We start from the raw sequence: 16,613 nt of genomic DNA, 5'->3' as shown, positions 1-16,613 counted from the left end.
ATGCAGATCGAACTGAACGGCAAGCCGCACCCGCTGCCTGACGGCGCCACGCTGGACCAGCTCATTGCCGGCCTCTCCCTGGCCGGCAAGGCGGTGGCGGTGGCGGTGAACCGCCAGGTGGTGCCCAGCGCGCAATGGCCTGAGCGCGCGCTGGCCGAGGCCGACAAGGTAGACGTAGTGCGCGCCATCGGGGGCGGATGAACGATTGTTCCGCGGCGGCGCGCGAGTGCCGCCAGCAGCCGCCTCCCGTGGCACGCAGCTCTTACAGACAAGGAATCGACATGAACATGAACGACGCCCCCCACCTCACCGAGGACAAGGGCCTGACCATCGCCGGCAAGACCTATCGCTCACGCCTCCTGGTGGGCAGCGGCAAATACAAGGACCTCGACGAAACGCGCGCGGCGACGGTGGCCAGCGGCGCCGAGATCATCACGGTGGCGATCCGCCGCGTCAACATCGGCCAGGATCCGAATGCGCCCAGCCTGCTGGACGCGGTGCCACCCTCCGAATTCACCATCCTGCCCAACACCGCCGGCTGCTACAACGCCACCGATGCGGTCTACACCCTGCAACTGGCGCGCGAACTGCTGGGTGGCCACAAGTTGGTCAAGCTGGAAGTGCTGGGCGACGAGAAGACGCTCTTCCCCAACATGCCCGAAACGCTGAAGGCTGCCGAGACCCTGGTCAAGGATGGCTTCGACGTGATGGTCTATTGCAGCGACGATCCGATCCAGGCGCGCATGCTGGAAGACCTGGGCGTGGCCGCCGTCATGCCGCTGGCCTCGCTGATCGGTTCGGGCATGGGCATTTTGAATCCCTGGAATCTCTCGCTCATCATCGAGCAGGCGCGTGTGCCGGTGCTGGTTGATGCCGGCGTGGGCACGGCGTCCGATGCGGCCATCGCCATGGAGCTGGGCTGTGACGGCGTGTTGATGAACACCGCCATTGCCGGTGCGCGCGATCCCATCCGCATGGCGCGTGCGATGAAACTGGCGGTGGAAGCGGGCCGCGAGGCCTTCCTCTCCGGTCGCATCCCGCGCAAGTTTGCCGCCTCGCCGTCCTCGCCGATGGCCGGGCGAGTGGCGTGAGCATGCAGGCAGCTTATCGCTCCACGCCGCCCTGCGTGCTGGTCTTCTCCGGATCCGACCCCAGCGGCGGGGCCGGCATGCAGGCCGATATCCCGGCCATCACGGCACTGGGTGCGCATCCCTTGTCGGTGCCGACCGCATTGACGGTGCAGGACAACGTCAGCGTTTTTGCCGTGCATGCGCTCGATCCGGCGCTGGTGCGGCATCAGGCGCAGGTGTTGATCGATCGCTTCGCCATCGCGGCGGTCAAGCTCGGCATCGCCGGCAGCCGTGAAAATGCCGAAGTGATCGCCGACCTGATTCGCCAACTGCGTGTGCACGATCCGCACTTGCCGGTGGTGCTCGATCCGGTACTGGCCAACGGCAAGGGCGACCAGCTCTCGCGCGATGATGCCGCACGCGTGATCGAGCCGCTCTACGAACTGGCCACGGTGATTACCCCCAACCTCAACGAGGCGCGGCGTCTCTGTGACGACGATGAACCGGCGCGGCAGGCGGCCTTGCTGATGGAGCGGGGCTGTGCGCACGTGCTGCTCAAGGGCGGGCATGGCCCGCAGGAGCAGGATGTGATCAATCGTTGGTACGGACAATTGTTCCGTTCCGAATTTGCGCAAGAGGCCATTGAAAGCGCACGCTGGCGCTGGACCCGCCTGCCTGATGAATTCCACGGCAGCGGCTGTACGCTGGCCGCCGCTCTGTCGGCCTGCCTGGCGCGTGGCCTGCCCATGCGCGAGGCCATCGACCTGGCGCAGCAGTACACGCAGCAGGCGCTGTCGACGTCCTATGCGATTGCTGACGGGCAGCGCATCCCCAATCGCGTGCCTGCCTTTGAACCTGTTATTGATGCCGCCGTTGCGGCAGGAGCCTGACATGAAACCCGAGTACGCAACGCATCTGCGCGGCCTCTACATCGTCACACCCGATTGGGATGACACCGCCCAATTGCTGGCCGCTACCGAACTGGCCTTGCAGAACGGCGCCGCGCTGGTGCAGTACCGCCACAAGACCGCTGGCGTGGAGCAGCGCCGCGCGCAAGCGTCGGCATTGCTGGCGCTGTGCCGGCAATATGATGTGCCGCTCATCATCAATGATCATGTAGACCTGTGCCTGGAGATCGATGCCGATGGCATCCACGTCGGTGGTACCGATGCCTCCATTGCCGAGGTGCGCAAGGCGGTGGGGCCGGAGCGCATCGTCGGAGCCTCGTGTTACGGTACGCTGGAGCTGGCCCATGCGGCGTATCGCGATGGTGCCAGTTATGTCGCCTTCGGCGGCTTCTATCCGTCGCGCGTCAAGAAATACGATTTCCGCACCGCGCCGGAAATCATTGCGCAATCCAAGCGCGAGATCCCCTTGCCGGTGGTGGTGATCGGCGGCATCACGCTGGAGAACGCGCCGCCGCTGGTGGCGCAGGGGGCTGACATGGTGGCCGTCATCAGCAGCGTCTATCTGGTGCCGGTGGAGGAGCGCAAGACGCGGCAGTTGGTGTCGCTGTATCTCTGATAGTAGGAGCCAAACTATAACCAGTTTGTGAGCAGCAGTAGCAGTGAGTTAGACGTGTAGCGGGTGTACGTATAGAGTTGTTCAATCGCAATATCCTTCCTTATGATGTCTAAAGATTTTGATGAACTCATCTACGCACACGAAGTGATCCTCTATTAAATCAGCTTCCTAATCTCTTGGAAAAGACTGGAATTTGCGATTCAAGTAAAGTTGGTTGCAATAAGTGATTTTTGGTATATTTATTTTGATTTTTAATATTTCGTTGAGCGAGATTCTTTTCGCTAAGCGCATAAAAAGCTGGTAAATCAAAGATCAACAAATACATCTTTTCCGGGGGGGGGCAGTGCGCAACCGCTTTCTTAATTTGGTGGCAGAGTCTAAAGGCTTGCTTTCTGATACTGAACGAAGAGCGGCTCACACTGCGCTCTTCCGTATTTTGGTTCAGCACGTAGCAGTATCATTGGCAGAAATCATTCTTGAGTTAAGACGTAAAAATCCTTTACGTCTTAACGAGTTACCGCTTCCGTTTGAAGGGCTTCGAATGCCGGCCGATGGAACGCTTGTAACTGCTATCACCGAGATGCTGTTGATTTGCGAGAATGAGTATTCCGCCGGCTACTGTCGTGCAATTTGGGCCGAATCTACCGAGATTAGGGCTTGCTGGCAGTTGTTGCCTTCTGGATCGAAGAGAACGGCTGAGCGAATTATGCAGTCACTGGTGAGTATTCGGAATGATGGAGTCGAGGGGCATGGGATCGCTGGTGAAAGTAATCTGGATGCAGAGATAGATGCTATTGAATATCTCCTCGATACGTTTTCTATGCTGCTGCCGGTAGCAGATTCGGATGGCAAGAGCTATACGTTATCTCTTCACGATGGAGAGGCTTATAAGATTAAGTTATTGCAGCATCGTGATGGGCACTTGGTTTGCTACCGAAATATTAAGAAATCTTCTGCAGGTCGGTGCGTGGTAAAAGCGCAACTTGAACGTGGCTGGTTTCAGCGCGACGAAATTTCATATGAGGCTGATGACGTTTTTGCGAACGTCGTCATCAATGGTGAGGTTGGCAGATATGAGATTTTGCGTTCTTATGACCACGAGTGGTCTCCCCTAGCACTGTTTCCTAGTCGCCTCACAGAAGATTTCACCGGACGCCAAAAGGAAATCGATGAGCTGGCGGATTGGTTTGATGATACTGAGTCGCGTGCATGCATGCTGTATGGTGACGGTGGGATCGGTAAAACCACTTTAGCTGTTGAGTTTATTAGTCGTGTTTTGGAGGGGCGAGTTAAGTCTGGATATCGTCCAGAGCTTATTACGTTTTACACGGCAAAGAAGACGCGATGGGGGTTGCAGGGACTGGAAATTATTCGTTTGACTGATGTTGGCGTAGCGGACGTCGCGACGTTTGTTCCAAGAGCCTTGGAGGGGAACACGCTAGACCGGGCATGGTATACAAAGCCGCCTGAAACAGTAATTCAAATGTTAGCTAGTTATCTGGCTGAGACATGGGGCGTTAATCGAAATAATCATCTTCTTATTCTCGATAACACCGAAACGATGGCAACCAATGCGGACGAGATCCGAGAGTTGGCCAAACAAATTCGAGAGCTTTCTAGGAGGGTAGGAAGAGTATTGCTCACCTCCCGTCGGCGAGAGTCTATTGAAGCGCGGCATATCGAGATTAAGCCTCTTGAGGAAGACGAGTCGCTTGTCTTTTTACGTGCTCGAGGCACAACTTTGGCTCGGAAGTCGATTTTGGACGCAGGCGACAGTACTCTGAAACGCTATGGGCGGTCGCTTGGAAATAAGCCTTTGGTATTAGAGGTTTTTGTTCAGGCACTGGGAGCGCACGGTATAGGACTATCTCAAGCATTTGATCGAGTGATGCGGATGCAGACTCAGGATTTAGGCGAGTTTCTTTATTCCGACGCTTGGAACCGTATGTCTCCGACAATGCGCCATCTACTGTTGTTGATGTCCAAGGTTACGGATGTTCATGACGATACTCTTCTAAAGCTATGTTGTATTCACGTAGGTATATCCGTTATTGAGGCCTATGAGGCGTTAGAGGAAAGTCGTGGTATTGCGCAAATTACTAGTTTTAACGGGGTGGCACAGATACTGTTGAGCCCGGAATTTATGAAATATTGCGCAGACCGTACTGTCGAAATATCAGGAGTCTTCTGTCCAACGGCCGCGTCAGTAGAAAGAATCCGAGTCAGGTATAACGAGTTTCTTCGCAGTAAATCTGCAATGGTGAAAGACCGTCTGGCGATTGCATATCGGCATCCATATGCACGAGCTGCCTATATGGCATTTCATGAAGGCCGTGATGAAGATTGTGAGATGTTTTACGATTTGGCGGTTAACGCAGATGTGGATAATGGTTGGTTATATGACAGGTTCGCATTCTTCCTAATAAGTCGTCGCTTTATTCGTAGAGACGAAAGTTTAGACTGGGCGAAGAAGGCGACAAGTCTTATCCCTAATGATCCCGATGCTTGGTTCACGCGAGGAGCAATTGAATCTAAGCTCGGGCTGGTAAAAGATTCATTGGCTAGCTTAGACAGGGCCGCTGCTCTAGGTAAGCACAAACACCTTTGTTATTTGCAACAGGCCTACGCTTATGCAAACGATAACCCACCCAATCGAGCCCTTGCAAAATCTAAGTTAGTTGCAGCTGAAGATGCTGAGCCTAAGGGCGACAGTCTTCTTTGGAAATTTAGGAGCGAAGTTGCGGGACTCAGGCGTCGGTTGGAAAGACAAGAATTATGACCTTCTTATCGTAGAGCAGGACGCGAAGCGACAGACGAGCGAAGCCAAGTATCAATTGATGCTATAGAAGGGCGTAAAAAAGCCGTTCATGATCGAACGGCTTTTTTGACGATCTCAAGGTCCCAGTTTCAGCCTTCCAGCAGGCTGCGCAGCATCCACGCATTCTTTTCATGCAGCTGCATGCGCTGGGTCAGCAGGTCGGCGGTCGGTTCATCAGCGGCGGCATCGACGGTCGGGAAGATCGAACGCGCGGTGCGGGTCACGGCTTCCTGGCCGGCCACCAGCTGGGCGATCATCTCTTGCGCATTGGGCACGCCTTCGGCTTCGGGGATCGAAGACAGCTTGGCGAATTCCTTGTACGAACCCGGTGCCGGATAACCCAGCGCGCGGATGCGTTCAGCGATCAGGTCCACTGCCAGTGCCAGTTCGTTGTACTGGCCTTCGAACATCAGATGCAGGGTGTTGAACATCGGACCGGTCACGTTCCAGTGGAAGTTGTGGGTCTTCAGGTACAGCGTGTAGGTGTCGGCCAGCAGCTTGGACAGGCCGTCAGCAATCTTCTTGCGGTCCTTGTCGTTGATGCCGATGTTGATCGAGGGGGCTGCCACATTCTTCTTTGCCATCATTCGCTCCTTAGCTGTTCGGTTTTTCGTAAGCGGGTACATAACACTGCGCACTCCGCGATTCTATTGCAAATCGCAGACGGACAACCTGCGACCACGCAACTATTGATGAGACAGTGGGGCCGACGTTCCCTATTTCAATCGATTTTAGAGATAAATGCACGCCTATAAATCAATCGGGCCGATAGATCAAAACCTATCAGCCCGAGGTGCACTGCCTGCAATCGCAATCAGATCAAGTCTTCGCGCCCTGCTGCGCACTGCGATACAAGGACAGCGACAAGGCCACGCCACCAATGGCCGCGATGGCGGCAAACAGGAACACCTGCGCATACCCCAGCTGTCCTGCGATGGCCCCGGCCAGCGGGCCGGTCACGCCCAATGCCAGATCGAGGAATACCGAATATGCCGCCAGTGCCGCGCCACGATTGGCCGGCGACACCAGGCTGACCGCTTCCACCCCCAGCGACGGGAACACCAGCGCAAAGCCGAAGCCGGCCAGGCCCGCGCCCAGCAGCGCCAGTGCCGGCGTGGTGGCGCTCCACAGCAGCAACAGTCCGACGGACTCGGTCAGGAAGCACACCACGGCTACGCGATATCCGCCAAAGCGCGTAATGACATTGGCAAACAGCAGGCGCGCACCGACGAAGGCGGAGGAGAAGGCGGTCAGCGCAAAGGCCGCCCCGCTCCAGTGCTGGTCGGCGTAATAGAGGGTGATGAAGGTGGCGATCGAACCGAAGCCGATGGTGCCGAAGGCCAGGCCCATGCCATACGCAAACACCTTGCGCAGCACCAGTTTGAAGGACAGCTGTTCACCCGGGACCACCGGCGTGACCGGACCACCGCGCGCCAGCAGATAGCCCAGCACGGTGAGCAGCATGCCCGTCAGGCCGATCACGGCAAAGCCCAGCGAGCGATCCAGCACCACGCCCAGCGGGGCGCCGATGGCCAGCGCGGCATAGGTGGCAATGCCGTTCCAGGAGATCATCTTGGCGGTGTTCTCCGCACCCACGCGCCCCACGCCCCACATGATGGCGCCGGTGCCGACCAGACTCTCGCCCAGGCCCAGGAAAGCGCGGCTGGCAAACAGCAGTACCAGCGACAGGAAGGGCAGCGGCTGCGCCAGGGCCGACAGCAGCAGCAAGCCGCCGCTGGCCGAGCACAGCAGCATGCCGCGCATGACGGTGTGCTTGGCGCCCATGGTATCGATCATGCGGCCGGCATTGGCGCGGCTGACGAAGGTCGCGAAATACTGCACGCTGATGCCCAGGCCCGCGATCACCGAGCTGTAGCCCAGGTCGAGGTGGATGTAACCCGGCAGCACCGCCATCGGGATACCGATGGCCAGATAAACCAGGAAGGTGAAGAAGGCGGTAGAAATGATCTGCCGGGTGACCCTGGCCGGCGTCAGCGGACGCGGCGCGGCGGCAGGCAAGGACGTGCCGGTGGAACTGGGACTACAGGAATCGTCGGACATGGCGGGAAAATCGGAACGTGAATCCGGAACAACAAGCCGGAAGAGAAGGCCGCGCGCGCCGGTGTGCGCGTGAACAGCAACCCGAATTCTACTCCCGCCCTAAAAATGCTGCAGGACAGCAAAAGATTTTTGCCTGTCAATTCAGCAACTTAGTCGTTTTTGTGCGACGGCATGTTGCCGCCCGGGCGCATGTCAATGCTGGCAGCGCAGCGCTTCGGTGGCCCGCGCGCGCACGGCCGGCGCATAGTCGGCGCCGAGGATTTCCGGTTCCAGCTCGGCCAGATCGCGCTGCACGGCCGGTTCGCACCAGTGGCCGTTCAGGCGTGCCAGGGCCGCCAGCAGGTCAGGCGTGAGGCGATCCAGGACCGGGCGCACCTGCAGCGCCAGGTCAGGCGGATTGGTGAAGGGCGGGCGTTGCTCCACGCGCCACTGGCGATGCAGGTCGCGCTGCACGATCTTGCCGGCCTCGAACTGGTCCTGGAAGAAGCGCCGCGCCCAGGCGGCATCCAGGCCCAGTTTCTGCGCCCGTGCGGCCACGTCGTCGAGAATCACCGCTTCGCGTACCGGGTCGTCGATGGGGGCGTGCGAGTTCCACTTGCTGCGGGCCACGGGCGTGGCCACATCCAGGCGGGTCTTCTGCAGTGTCAGCAGTTGTTCGACATCGCTGCGCGAGGCCGGTGGCGGCGGCGTGGCGCAGGCGGTGAGCAGCAGGGCGGCCAACAGGGGGAGGGCGTAGAGGGGGCGGGAAGACAGACGGCGCATGAGCGGGAGCGTGGTGAGTTGAAAACGGCTGTGGATAAATCAACTGGCCGCAGTATAGCGCTGCGCCTGCCCGCCCGGTCATGGCACGCGCCCTTTATAATCGCGGGATGCAAAATCTTCTCCACAACCTCAATGAAGAGCAGCTCGCCGCCGTGACGCTGCCCGCGCAATCGGCGCTGATCCTGGCCGGTGCCGGTTCCGGCAAGACCCGGGTGCTGACCACCCGCATCGCCTGGCTGATCCAGACCGGGCAGGTCTCGCCCTCGGGCATCTTGGCGGTGACCTTCACCAACAAGGCCGCCAAGGAAATGACCGCGCGCCTGTCGGGCATGCTGCCCATCAATACGCGCGGCATGTGGATCGGCACATTCCATGGACTCTGCAATCGTCTGCTGCGCGCGCATCATAAGGATGCCGGACTGCCGCAGACCTTCCAGATCCTCGATACGCAGGATCAGCTCTCGGCCATCAAGCGTTTGTTGAAGCAGATGAACGTGGACGACGAGAAGTATCCGCCGCGCAACCTGATGTACTTTATCAACAGCGCCAAGGACCAGGGCCTGCGCGCCAAGGATGTGGATGCCTACGACGACTACAACCGCAAGTTCGTCGAACTCTACGAGCTCTACGACCAGCAATGTCAGCGCGAAGGTGTGGTCGATTTTGCCGAGCTGCTCTTGCGCACCTATGAATTGCTCTCGCGCAACCAGCCCTTGCGCGAGCACTACCAGGGCCGCTTCCGTCACATCCTGGTCGACGAGTTCCAGGACACCAACGACCTGCAATACAAGTGGTTGAAACTCATGGCCGGCCAGCACGGTGCGGTCTTCGCGGTGGGCGACGATGATCAGAGTATCTACGCTTTCCGTGGGGCGAACGTTGGCAACATGTCGGCCTTCGAACAGGAATTCCATGTGGAGAACCTGATCAAGCTGGAGCAGAACTACCGCTCGCACGGCCATATCCTCGACACCGCCAACGAGCTCATCGCCAACAACAGCAAGCGTCTGGGCAAGAACCTGCGCACCGATGCCGGTCACGGCGAGCAGGTGCGCGTCTATGAAGCCACCAGCGACCTGCAGGAAGCGCAGTGGATCATCGAACAGGTCAAGGATCTGATCGCCGAAGGCTGGGCGCGTAGCGAGATCGCCATCCTCTATCGTTCCAATGCGCAGTCGCGCGTGCTGGAACATGCGCTCTTCAGCTCGGCCATTCCCTATCGCGTCTATGGCGGCCAGCGCTTCTTCGAGCGCGCCGAAATCAAGCACGCGATTGCCTATCTGCAGCTGATGGACAACTTGCACAATGACTCGGCCTTCCTGCGCGTGGTCAACTTCCCTACGCGCGGCATCGGTGCCAAGGCCATGGAGTCCTTGCAGGATGCGGCGCGCCAGTATGGCTGCTCGCTCTATGCGGCCGTGCCTTACGTGGCGGGCAAGGCGGGCTCATCGCTGAACGCCTTCATCAAGCTCATCGAAGGTGCGCGCTTCGAGACCCAGCATCTGCCGCTACCCGAAATGGTCAAGGTGGTGCTGGACCTGTCCGGCCTGATGACCCACTACCGCAACGAAAAGGAAGGCGCCGACCGCATCGAGAACCTGGAGCAATTGGTCAGTGCTGCTACGCTCTTCGTCTCGGAAGAAGGCTATGGCCTGGACGCCCCGGCCTTCCTCGGCCCGCAGGCGCAACCCACGGCCGGTACGGCCATCACCACGGCGGATGGTGTGGAAGTGCTCGATGCCGATGCCCCGCTGGTGACCATCATGTCGCCGCTGTCGGCCTTCCTCTCGCATGCTTCGCTGGAGGCGGGCGACAACCAGGCCCAGGCCGGCCAGGATGCCTTGCAGCTGATGACGGTGCACTCGGCCAAGGGACTGGAATTCGACGCGGTCTTCATCACCGGCATGGAAGAAGGATTGTTCCCGCACGAGAACAGTGCCAAGGAAGAGGGGGGAGTGGAAGAAGAGCGCCGCCTGATGTACGTGGCCATCACGCGGGCGAGGAAGCGCCTCTTCATGACCTTCTCGCAGACCCGCATGCTGCACGGCCAGACACGCTACAACATGCGCTCACGCTTCTTCGATGAAATGCCGGAGCAGTCGATCAAGTGGCTCTCGCCCAAGATCGCCCAGCATCACTGGTTCGCCAATCCCAAGTCGGCCTGGGATGAAGTGCCGGAGGCGGGCAACAACAAGATTGCCCAGAGCTTCTCGCGCCAGACCGATTCCGGCTGGCGCATCGGTCAGAACGTGTCGCATGCCAAGTTTGGCGAGGGCGTCATCGTCAACATCGAGGGTGGTGGTGGCGCGGCACGGGCGCAGATCAACTTCGGCAAGTTCGGCATGAAGCTGCTGGATCTGTCGGTGGCCAAGCTGGAGAAAATCTGAAGGTCCACTGTCGCTGTTGAGGTGGTGTTGAAGGGGAAAACGCCCCCGTTGTCTTGAAAAGGACAACGGGGAGAACACCCCCTCAAAACTCCCTCATCCCCCTTAGTCTCTGTTGCTTCAGCCAGACCTTGATCTGCTGGACATCCTCGAAATCCGCCAACATCGACCGCAGCGCCTTGCCGTCTTCGCGCATCCAGGTCATTTCCTTGTTCAGATCGCGCACGACGCTCTTGGGTGACACGCGCGCTAACGGCGGCAGTCCATAGGTTTGCCTGAAATGCTGCTCGACGTGGAAAATTTCCTGATCCAGCTCGGCCAGCTGTTCCTTGAGAATCTGGTTGTAATGCTTCAATCGTTCCGCACTGATGTCGTTCAATGCAGCCTGGTCGATATGTTCCAGTTCCAGCTGGAGCTCAAGCAGTCTGAGCAGATCGTTCTTTTCATATGCCTGGTTGACCTGCTGCATCAGCAAGGTCTTGCGTTCACGCTCGGTGGCGTCAGGTTCGCGGTCAGGATGCAGGGCGCTGGCCAGCTTGCGGTAGACCGCGCGGATGGATTGGCTCAGTTCGGTACGCTCAGTCTCGCGTTTGACTTCCGCCGCGCGCTGGCGGGGCGACTTCTTCCGGCTGGCGCGACGCTCCTCGCGTGCTTGCTCCGCTGCCAGTTGCTCCCGCTCCCGCTCCTCGAGCAGGGCTTCCATTCGCTGCATGATCTCTTCCGGCGTTGCACTGCCCAGGTCGTCACCCAGATCAATGTCCAGCATGTCTTCGATTACCTCCCTGACCTCGTTGAGATCCGCTTCGGCCTCCAGGTCATAGTCGGACGCACTGTGCTGGTTGTAGATGAGCTTGAGTTCCGGGTCATCATTCTTCACAAGCAGGCGATGCGCCATGTCGGCAATCAGTTCCGAGAGCATGCCCCGCTCACCCTTGGTCAAGCCCTTCTGCGGCCATGCTTCATGCAGACGCCGGACCAGCCTGCCATTGAGCTCCTGCAACTCCCGGTCCAGCGGCAGGAATTGAGCAAGATACTTTTTCTGGAAGTCCGCCGTGGCACTCTCCCATTCCTGCAGACCAGCGCGCCGCTTGCCAATCTGCTTGATCAGGTCATTGAACTTCTTCTGGGCTTGCGAGAGGGGCGCTTCCTGGCTGGCATCGGCAATGCTGACGCTGCGCAGAGGGGGTTTATTCATGGAAGTCAGGGGGAGTAATTCAGAAGCAGGGATTCTAACCGTACAGGGGGAACGCAAATAATCGGTCAGCCGCGGCCGATCATGGCTTGTACTTCGTCCCACGTGGCGGCATACGCGCCCGCCTTCGAGGCCGCAATGGCCGCGCCGGCCGCCGCACATTGCAGATGGACCTGGGCGGGGGCCTCCGGCTGGCGCAGCTGGCTGGCAATCCAGCCGCCCATGGAGGCGTCGCCGCAGCCCACGGTGTCGATTACCTCGACACGATAGGCCGGCTGGTCGATGACCTGCTCGCCCTTGATCCACTGCATGCCCTTGGCGCCCAGGGTGTACAGAATCTCCGCCTGCGGGGCCAGGGATTGCAGGGTGGCCAGCGCATTGGTATCACCGGGGAAGAGGCGCTCCAGGTCTTCGTCGGAAACCTTCACGTAGTGCGACAGCGACAGCAATTGCTGGAACAGGATGCGATACGACGGGCTGTCCATCAGCTTGCGCCAGTTCGGATCGAAGGCGATCTTCTTGTTGCGCAGTGCCGCTTCCTGGGCGATCTGCAACAGCCGCGAGGCCAATGGTTCGCGGGTCAGGCTGATGCAGCCGAAGTGCAGTACGCGCGCCTCGTCCAGCCATCCGGCCGGCAGGCGCTGCGGGTCGAAATGCAGGTCGGCGCTGTCGTCGCCGATGAAGAAGTAATCAGGCGGCGTGGTCGAGGTCACCATGGCCAGCAAGGGGGCCTTGGCGTGCTGCTGGGTGAAGCGCATGTCCAGTCCGGCCGCTTGCGTCAAGGCATACAGCTCGGCCCCGAAGACATCGGTGCTGACACTGCCGGCATAGCCGGTGGCCACGCCCAGCCGGGCGGCGGCGCGCGCCACGTTCCAGCAGGCACCGCCAGGAATGGCGCGCCACTGGCCGTCAGGCTGGCGGATGAAATCGGTCAGGGCTTCGCCGAAGACGACGAATGCGGCGCTCTGGGTCATGCTGGTCTCCGTGGGCTTGTCGTTGTGTAAGGTAGTCAATGCCTAGCTGGCTCAATCCTGCAATGCGTGGCGCGCGCAGGTCTCGTCGGTGACGAGACCCGTGAGCCAGCCGCCGCGCAAGGCCGCACGCACGGCGTCGGCTTTCTTGCTGCCGCCGGACAGCGCGATCACGGGCCGTTGCGGGGCCTGCGCCAGCGGCGGTGTGGTCACCCGTGCGGCCAGCGAGGAGCTCAGCATGGCGCCGTCTCTATCGAAGGCGTGGCAGATCATCTCGCCCACCGCGCCCTGGCGCTGCAGGTCGGCCACTTCCTCGTCGTCGATGAAACCGTCTTCGTGCATCGCGCCCTGCAAGGCGATGGTGCCGATGCCAAGGAAGGTCACGTCGGCGCGTTCGGCCAGGCCGGTCACGATCTTGTAGGCGCGGTGGTTGCACCACTGCTGACGGTCGCGTTCGCTCTCGGCTACGCGCGGCGCGGGCAGCAGGTAGAAACGCGCGCCCAGTTTTTCTGCCGCTTGCAGGGCGACGTCGTAGCGATTGGCCGACCCGTCGGAGGCAAAGGCGCCGATCATCGAGACGATCTGGTGCTGCGGGCGCTCCAGTTCCGACAGGCGCTCGATGGCCGCCTTGAGCGTGCGCCCCGAGCCGACATTGACCACCAGCGGCGCCTGCGAACTGAGATATTGCTCCATCACCTCGGCCCCGGCCACGGCCAGCATCTGCTGCACTTCCTGCGATTCGTTGGGATTGTCCGCACCGCCCGCCCCCGGCACTACCCGGCAGACTTCCAGCCCGTAGCGCTCTTGCAGGCCCTGCGCCAGCTCCAGGCAGGAGGAGACCGGATGCGTGATCTGCACCCTCACCAGGTTGGCATCGGCCGCATAGGCCACCATGCGCTGCGCCATCTGGCGCGAGATACCGAGCCGCTCGGCAATTTCGTTCTGGGTGTTGCCGGCCACGTAGTACATCCACGCGGCGCGCGCCGCCAGGTCCAGTTTGGATGCGCTGCTAGACATGTTCTCCTCGCCAGCCGCCCCGCCATGACCATGCAGGCGGGCGCGGACTGTCTCTGTGATGTTGATCGGGGTGAATTCCCTGCTGGGTCGCCATTTTACGGCCAGTTGACCACGCCATTATTGCGAAGCTTGGGCAAATGCTCAATCGAAAAGCAAATGCTTGACACGAATTCGAGAATCGATGAATATTTGCCCATAAAAATAATATTTGCTCAAAACTCGTTCGCAAAAATCGCCTTTCCCTGCATGCGTGCATGGGCCTGACCGGCCGCTGCCACCCAGGAAGAACGTGCAGGAGGGCCCATAACATTCGGAGACCAGCATGTCCAAACTCGTGCGCCCTCGTGCGTCCGGCTTCACCCGCGTTCGCTTCACCCTGGCCGCTGCGGCCATCTCGACTCTGTTTGCTGCCGGGCTGGCGCAGGCCGAGCCGGTGACGCTGAACATCGCGTCCATCAACAACCCCGACATGATCGAGCTGCAGAAGCTGGCACCGGCCTTCGAGAAGGCCCATCCCGACATCAAGCTGCGCTGGGTCACGATGGAAGAGAGCGTGCTGCGCCAGCGTTTGACCACTGACATCGCCACCAACAGCGGTCAGTTCGACCTGATGACCATCGGTGCATATGAAGCGCCGATCTGGGCCAAGAAAGGCTGGCTGGCGCCGATGACCGGCCTGCCGGCGGACTACGATGAAGCCGACCTGATCAAGCCGGTGCGCGAAGGACTGACGGTCGATGGCAAGCTCTACGCGCTGCCGTTCTACGCCGAAAGCTCGATGACCTATTACCGCAAGGATCTGTTCGAGCAAAAGAAGCTGACCATGCCGCAGCGTCCGACCTGGGACGAGATCGCCAAGCTGGCCGCGCAACTGCATGATCCGGCCAAGGGGGTCTATGGCATCTGCCTGCGCGGCCGCGCCGGCTGGGGTGAGAACATGGCCATCATCACCACCATGGCCAATGCCTGGGGTGGTCGCTGGTTCGATGAGAAGTGGCAGCCGCAGCTGTCTTCGCCGGAGTGGAAGAAGTCGGTCAATTTCTATGTCGACCTGATGCGCAAGTACGGTCCGCCGGGCGCCAGCTCCAATGGTTTCAATGAAAACCTGGTGCTGTTCTCCAGCGGCAAGTGCGGCATGTGGGTCGATGCCACGGTGGCCGCCGGCATGCTCTATCACGGCAAGGATTCCAAGGTCTCCGACAAGACCGCCTTTGCGCCGGCGCCGATGCAGGTGACCGACAAGGGTTCGCACTGGTTGTGGATCTGGTCGCTGGCCGTACCGAAGTCCTCCAAATCGCAGGACGCGGCCAGGAAGTTTGCCGCCTGGGCCACCTCCAGGGAATACATCAACCTGGTGGCCAAGGATTCCGGTTGGGCTCTGGTGCCGCCGGGTACGCGCAACTCGACCTATGCCTCGGCCGAGTACAAGAAGGTCTCGCCCTTCTCCGACTTCGTGCTCGATGCGATCCAGACGGCGGATGCCAACAAGCCGACCTTGAAGCCGGTGCCCTATACCGGTGTGCAGTTCGCCACCATCCCCGAGTTCCAGTCGATCGGAACCGTCACCGGCCAGGCCATTGCCGGTGCGCTGGCCGGCAAGACCAGTGCAGACGCCGCACTGGATGCAGCCCAGGCTCAGGCCGTGCGGATGATGCGCCAGGGGCGCTACCTCAAGTAAGGCGTCGCGCAGGTCCTTCCGATGGCATGCAGCGTGCTGCATGCCCCGCGCGCGGTGTGAGCGGCATGCCTCTATGCCGACCGGCACCGCGCCGTTCTCCCCGGCTGCCCGCTGCTTGCGAGCGGGCAGCCGGACTGAAATGCCGAGGCCGTCATGTCCACGATCCACTCCACCCAGGTGTCGTCCACCTCACCGATGATGCAGAGTTCTTCCCAGCCTGCTGCCCGCAGGCAGCAGACCAGTCCGCCGCGCAAGGAGCGCTTCAATCCCATCCGCCTGATGCAGATGCCCTCGGTGCTGATCCTGCTGGCCTGGATGATCGTGCCCCTGGCGATGACCATCTATTTCTCGGTCAATCGCTACAACCTCCTGGCACCTGACCAGACCGGTTTCGTCGGCCTGGAGAATTACGCCTTCCTGTTGCAGGACCCGGCCTTCTGGCCCTCCATTGGCAATACCGCCCTGCTGATCGGTTCGGTGCTGGCCATCAGCGTGATCGGCGGCACCTTGCTGGCGGTGCTGTTCGACCAGCCTTTCCGCGGACGCGGCATTGCGCGCCTGCTGGTCATCGGCCCCTTCTTCGTGATGCCCACGGTGGCCGCGCTGATCTGGAAGAACATGATCATGCACCCGGTCTACGGCATCCTGGCTTACGTGATGCGCCATCTGGGGCTGGAACCCATCGACTGGCTGGCCGAATTTCCCATGCTGTCGGTCATCATCATCGTGGCCTGGCAGTGGATTCCGTTTGCCTTCCTGATCCTGCTGACGGCCTTGCAGTCGCTCGATACCGACCAGAAGGAAGCCGCCCAACTGGATGGCGCGGGACCGGTGCGCATCTTCTTCTACATCGTGCTGCCGCACTTGAAGCGCGCCATCACCGTGGTGATCATGATCGAGACCATCTTCCTGCTGTCGATCTTCGCTGAAATCTTCACCACCACCGCAGGCGGCCCCGGTACGGCCACCACCAACCTGACCTTCCTGGTCTATTCGATCGGCCTGCAGCAGTTCGATATCGGTATCGCCTCGGCCGGCGGCATCTTCGCGGTGGTACTGGCCAATATCGTCTCGTTCTTCCTGGTGCGCATGCTGGCCAGGAACCTCAAGGGAGTCAACGAAAAATGAGCGATCCA

The 16,613-nt window shown here is 60.2% G+C and carries 14 protein-coding genes; 8 read left to right on the top strand and 6 right to left on the bottom strand.

Annotation, left to right across the window (positions count from 1 at the left end; translation table 11 throughout):
* The 5 genes from thiS to HNO82_RS04320 all read left to right on the top strand — a co-directional run bounded on the left by thiS (position 1) and on the right by HNO82_RS04320 (position 5,373).
* Positions 1-201, top strand: a complete 201-nt coding sequence (gene thiS, locus HNO82_RS04345) for a sulfur carrier protein ThiS (RefSeq protein WP_008334753.1) — start codon at positions 1-3, stop codon at positions 199-201.
* A gap of 80 nt (positions 202-281) precedes the next feature.
* Positions 282-1,091, top strand: a complete 810-nt coding sequence (locus HNO82_RS04340) for a thiazole synthase (protein ID WP_008334754.1) — start codon at positions 282-284, stop codon at positions 1,089-1,091.
* Positions 1,092-1,093: 2 nt separating this feature from the next.
* The gene (thiD, locus tag HNO82_RS04335) at positions 1,094-1,960 is read left to right on the top strand and encodes a bifunctional hydroxymethylpyrimidine kinase/phosphomethylpyrimidine kinase (protein ID WP_175342870.1); all 867 of its coding nucleotides are present in this window, start codon (positions 1,094-1,096) and stop codon (positions 1,958-1,960) included.
* Between the two features lies 1 nt (position 1,961).
* Complete coding sequence (thiE, locus tag HNO82_RS04330) at positions 1,962-2,594, top strand: thiamine phosphate synthase (RefSeq protein WP_175342869.1); 633 nt, start codon at positions 1,962-1,964, stop codon at positions 2,592-2,594.
* Positions 2,595-2,937: 343 nt separating this feature from the next.
* Positions 2,938-5,373, top strand: coding sequence for a tetratricopeptide repeat protein (locus HNO82_RS04320; protein ID WP_217509804.1), 2,436 nt, complete (start codon positions 2,938-2,940; stop codon positions 5,371-5,373).
* Positions 5,374-5,501: 128 nt separating this feature from the next.
* On the opposite strand, the gene HNO82_RS04315 is transcribed toward HNO82_RS04320, so the two are convergent.
* The 3 genes from HNO82_RS04315 to aroQ form a co-directional block, all read right to left on the bottom strand.
* Positions 5,502-5,996: a Dps family protein gene (locus tag HNO82_RS04315; protein WP_008334773.1), complete on the bottom strand. Its 495-nt coding sequence runs from the start codon at positions 5,994-5,996 to the stop codon at positions 5,502-5,504.
* A gap of 235 nt (positions 5,997-6,231) precedes the next feature.
* A complete protein-coding gene (locus tag HNO82_RS04310; protein ID WP_175342866.1) occupies positions 6,232-7,473 on the bottom strand; it encodes an MFS transporter in 1,242 nt (413 codons plus the stop codon).
* A gap of 192 nt (positions 7,474-7,665) precedes the next feature.
* On the bottom strand, positions 7,666-8,235 hold the full coding sequence (gene aroQ / locus HNO82_RS04305) for a gamma subclass chorismate mutase AroQ (RefSeq protein WP_175342865.1): 570 nt from the start codon (positions 8,233-8,235) through the stop codon (positions 7,666-7,668).
* Between the two features lie 107 nt (positions 8,236-8,342).
* Here aroQ and HNO82_RS04300 point away from each other — a divergent pair, with 107 nt between their 5' ends.
* Positions 8,343-10,622, top strand: a complete 2,280-nt coding sequence (locus tag HNO82_RS04300) for a UvrD-helicase domain-containing protein (RefSeq protein WP_175342864.1) — start codon at positions 8,343-8,345, stop codon at positions 10,620-10,622.
* An 82-nt stretch (positions 10,623-10,704) separates the two neighbouring features.
* Here the strand turns inward: HNO82_RS04300 and HNO82_RS04295 are convergent, their stop codons facing one another.
* From HNO82_RS04295 to HNO82_RS04285, 3 genes are all read right to left on the bottom strand, one after another.
* Positions 10,705-11,814 carry a J domain-containing protein gene (locus HNO82_RS04295; RefSeq protein WP_175342863.1) on the bottom strand — a complete coding sequence of 370 codons (1,110 nt, stop codon included), beginning with the start codon at positions 11,812-11,814 and terminating at the stop codon, positions 10,705-10,707.
* A 65-nt stretch (positions 11,815-11,879) separates the two neighbouring features.
* Complete coding sequence (locus tag HNO82_RS04290; protein ID WP_175342862.1) at positions 11,880-12,785, bottom strand: carbohydrate kinase family protein; 906 nt, start codon at positions 12,783-12,785, stop codon at positions 11,880-11,882.
* Positions 12,786-12,836: 51 nt separating this feature from the next.
* The gene (locus HNO82_RS04285) at positions 12,837-13,799 is read right to left on the bottom strand and encodes a sugar-binding transcriptional regulator (RefSeq protein WP_008334792.1); all 963 of its coding nucleotides are present in this window, start codon (positions 13,797-13,799) and stop codon (positions 12,837-12,839) included.
* 322 nt (positions 13,800-14,121) lie between these two features.
* Here HNO82_RS04285 and HNO82_RS04280 point away from each other — a divergent pair, with 322 nt between their 5' ends.
* Both HNO82_RS04280 and HNO82_RS04275 read left to right on the top strand, forming a co-directional pair.
* Positions 14,122-15,477: an ABC transporter substrate-binding protein gene (locus tag HNO82_RS04280; RefSeq protein ID WP_008334797.1), complete on the top strand. Its 1,356-nt coding sequence runs from the start codon at positions 14,122-14,124 to the stop codon at positions 15,475-15,477.
* A gap of 153 nt (positions 15,478-15,630) precedes the next feature.
* The gene (locus tag HNO82_RS04275; RefSeq protein WP_175342861.1) at positions 15,631-16,605 is read left to right on the top strand and encodes a carbohydrate ABC transporter permease; all 975 of its coding nucleotides are present in this window, start codon (positions 15,631-15,633) and stop codon (positions 16,603-16,605) included.
* Positions 16,606-16,613: the final 8 nt, after the last annotated feature.

The sequence above is a fragment of the Herbaspirillum sp. C9C3 genome, assembly GCF_013359625.1.
GTDB lineage: Bacteria > Pseudomonadota > Gammaproteobacteria > Burkholderiales > Burkholderiaceae_D > Herbaspirillum.
Note: the sequence above shows the minus strand (reverse complement) of the source record. Positions and strands in the feature narration are given on the sequence as shown.

Bases quoted from the DNA above. Each gene is read 5' to 3' on its own strand.
- thiS (WP_008334753.1), top strand. From the start codon at position 1: ATGCAGATCGAACTGAACGGCAAGCCGCACCCGCTGCCTGACGGCGCC.
- HNO82_RS04340 (WP_008334754.1), top strand. From the start codon at position 282: ATGAACATGAACGACGCCCCCCACCTCACCGAGGACAAGGGCCTGACC.
- thiD (WP_175342870.1), top strand. From the start codon at position 1,094: ATGCAGGCAGCTTATCGCTCCACGCCGCCCTGCGTGCTGGTCTTCTCC.
- thiE (WP_175342869.1), top strand. From the start codon at position 1,962: ATGAAACCCGAGTACGCAACGCATCTGCGCGGCCTCTACATCGTCACA.
- HNO82_RS04315 (WP_008334773.1), bottom strand. From the start codon at position 5,996: ATGGCAAAGAAGAATGTGGCAGCCCCCTCGATCAACATCGGCATCAAC.
- HNO82_RS04310 (WP_175342866.1), bottom strand. From the start codon at position 7,473: ATGTCCGACGATTCCTGTAGTCCCAGTTCCACCGGCACGTCCTTGCCT.
- aroQ (WP_175342865.1), bottom strand. From the start codon at position 8,235: ATGCGCCGTCTGTCTTCCCGCCCCCTCTACGCCCTCCCCCTGTTGGCC.
- HNO82_RS04300 (WP_175342864.1), top strand. From the start codon at position 8,343: ATGCAAAATCTTCTCCACAACCTCAATGAAGAGCAGCTCGCCGCCGTG.
- HNO82_RS04295 (WP_175342863.1), bottom strand. From the start codon at position 11,814: ATGAATAAACCCCCTCTGCGCAGCGTCAGCATTGCCGATGCCAGCCAG.
- HNO82_RS04290 (WP_175342862.1), bottom strand. From the start codon at position 12,785: ATGACCCAGAGCGCCGCATTCGTCGTCTTCGGCGAAGCCCTGACCGAT.
- HNO82_RS04285 (WP_008334792.1), bottom strand. From the start codon at position 13,799: ATGTCTAGCAGCGCATCCAAACTGGACCTGGCGGCGCGCGCCGCGTGG.
- HNO82_RS04280 (WP_008334797.1), top strand. From the start codon at position 14,122: ATGTCCAAACTCGTGCGCCCTCGTGCGTCCGGCTTCACCCGCGTTCGC.
- HNO82_RS04275 (WP_175342861.1), top strand. From the start codon at position 15,631: ATGTCCACGATCCACTCCACCCAGGTGTCGTCCACCTCACCGATGATG.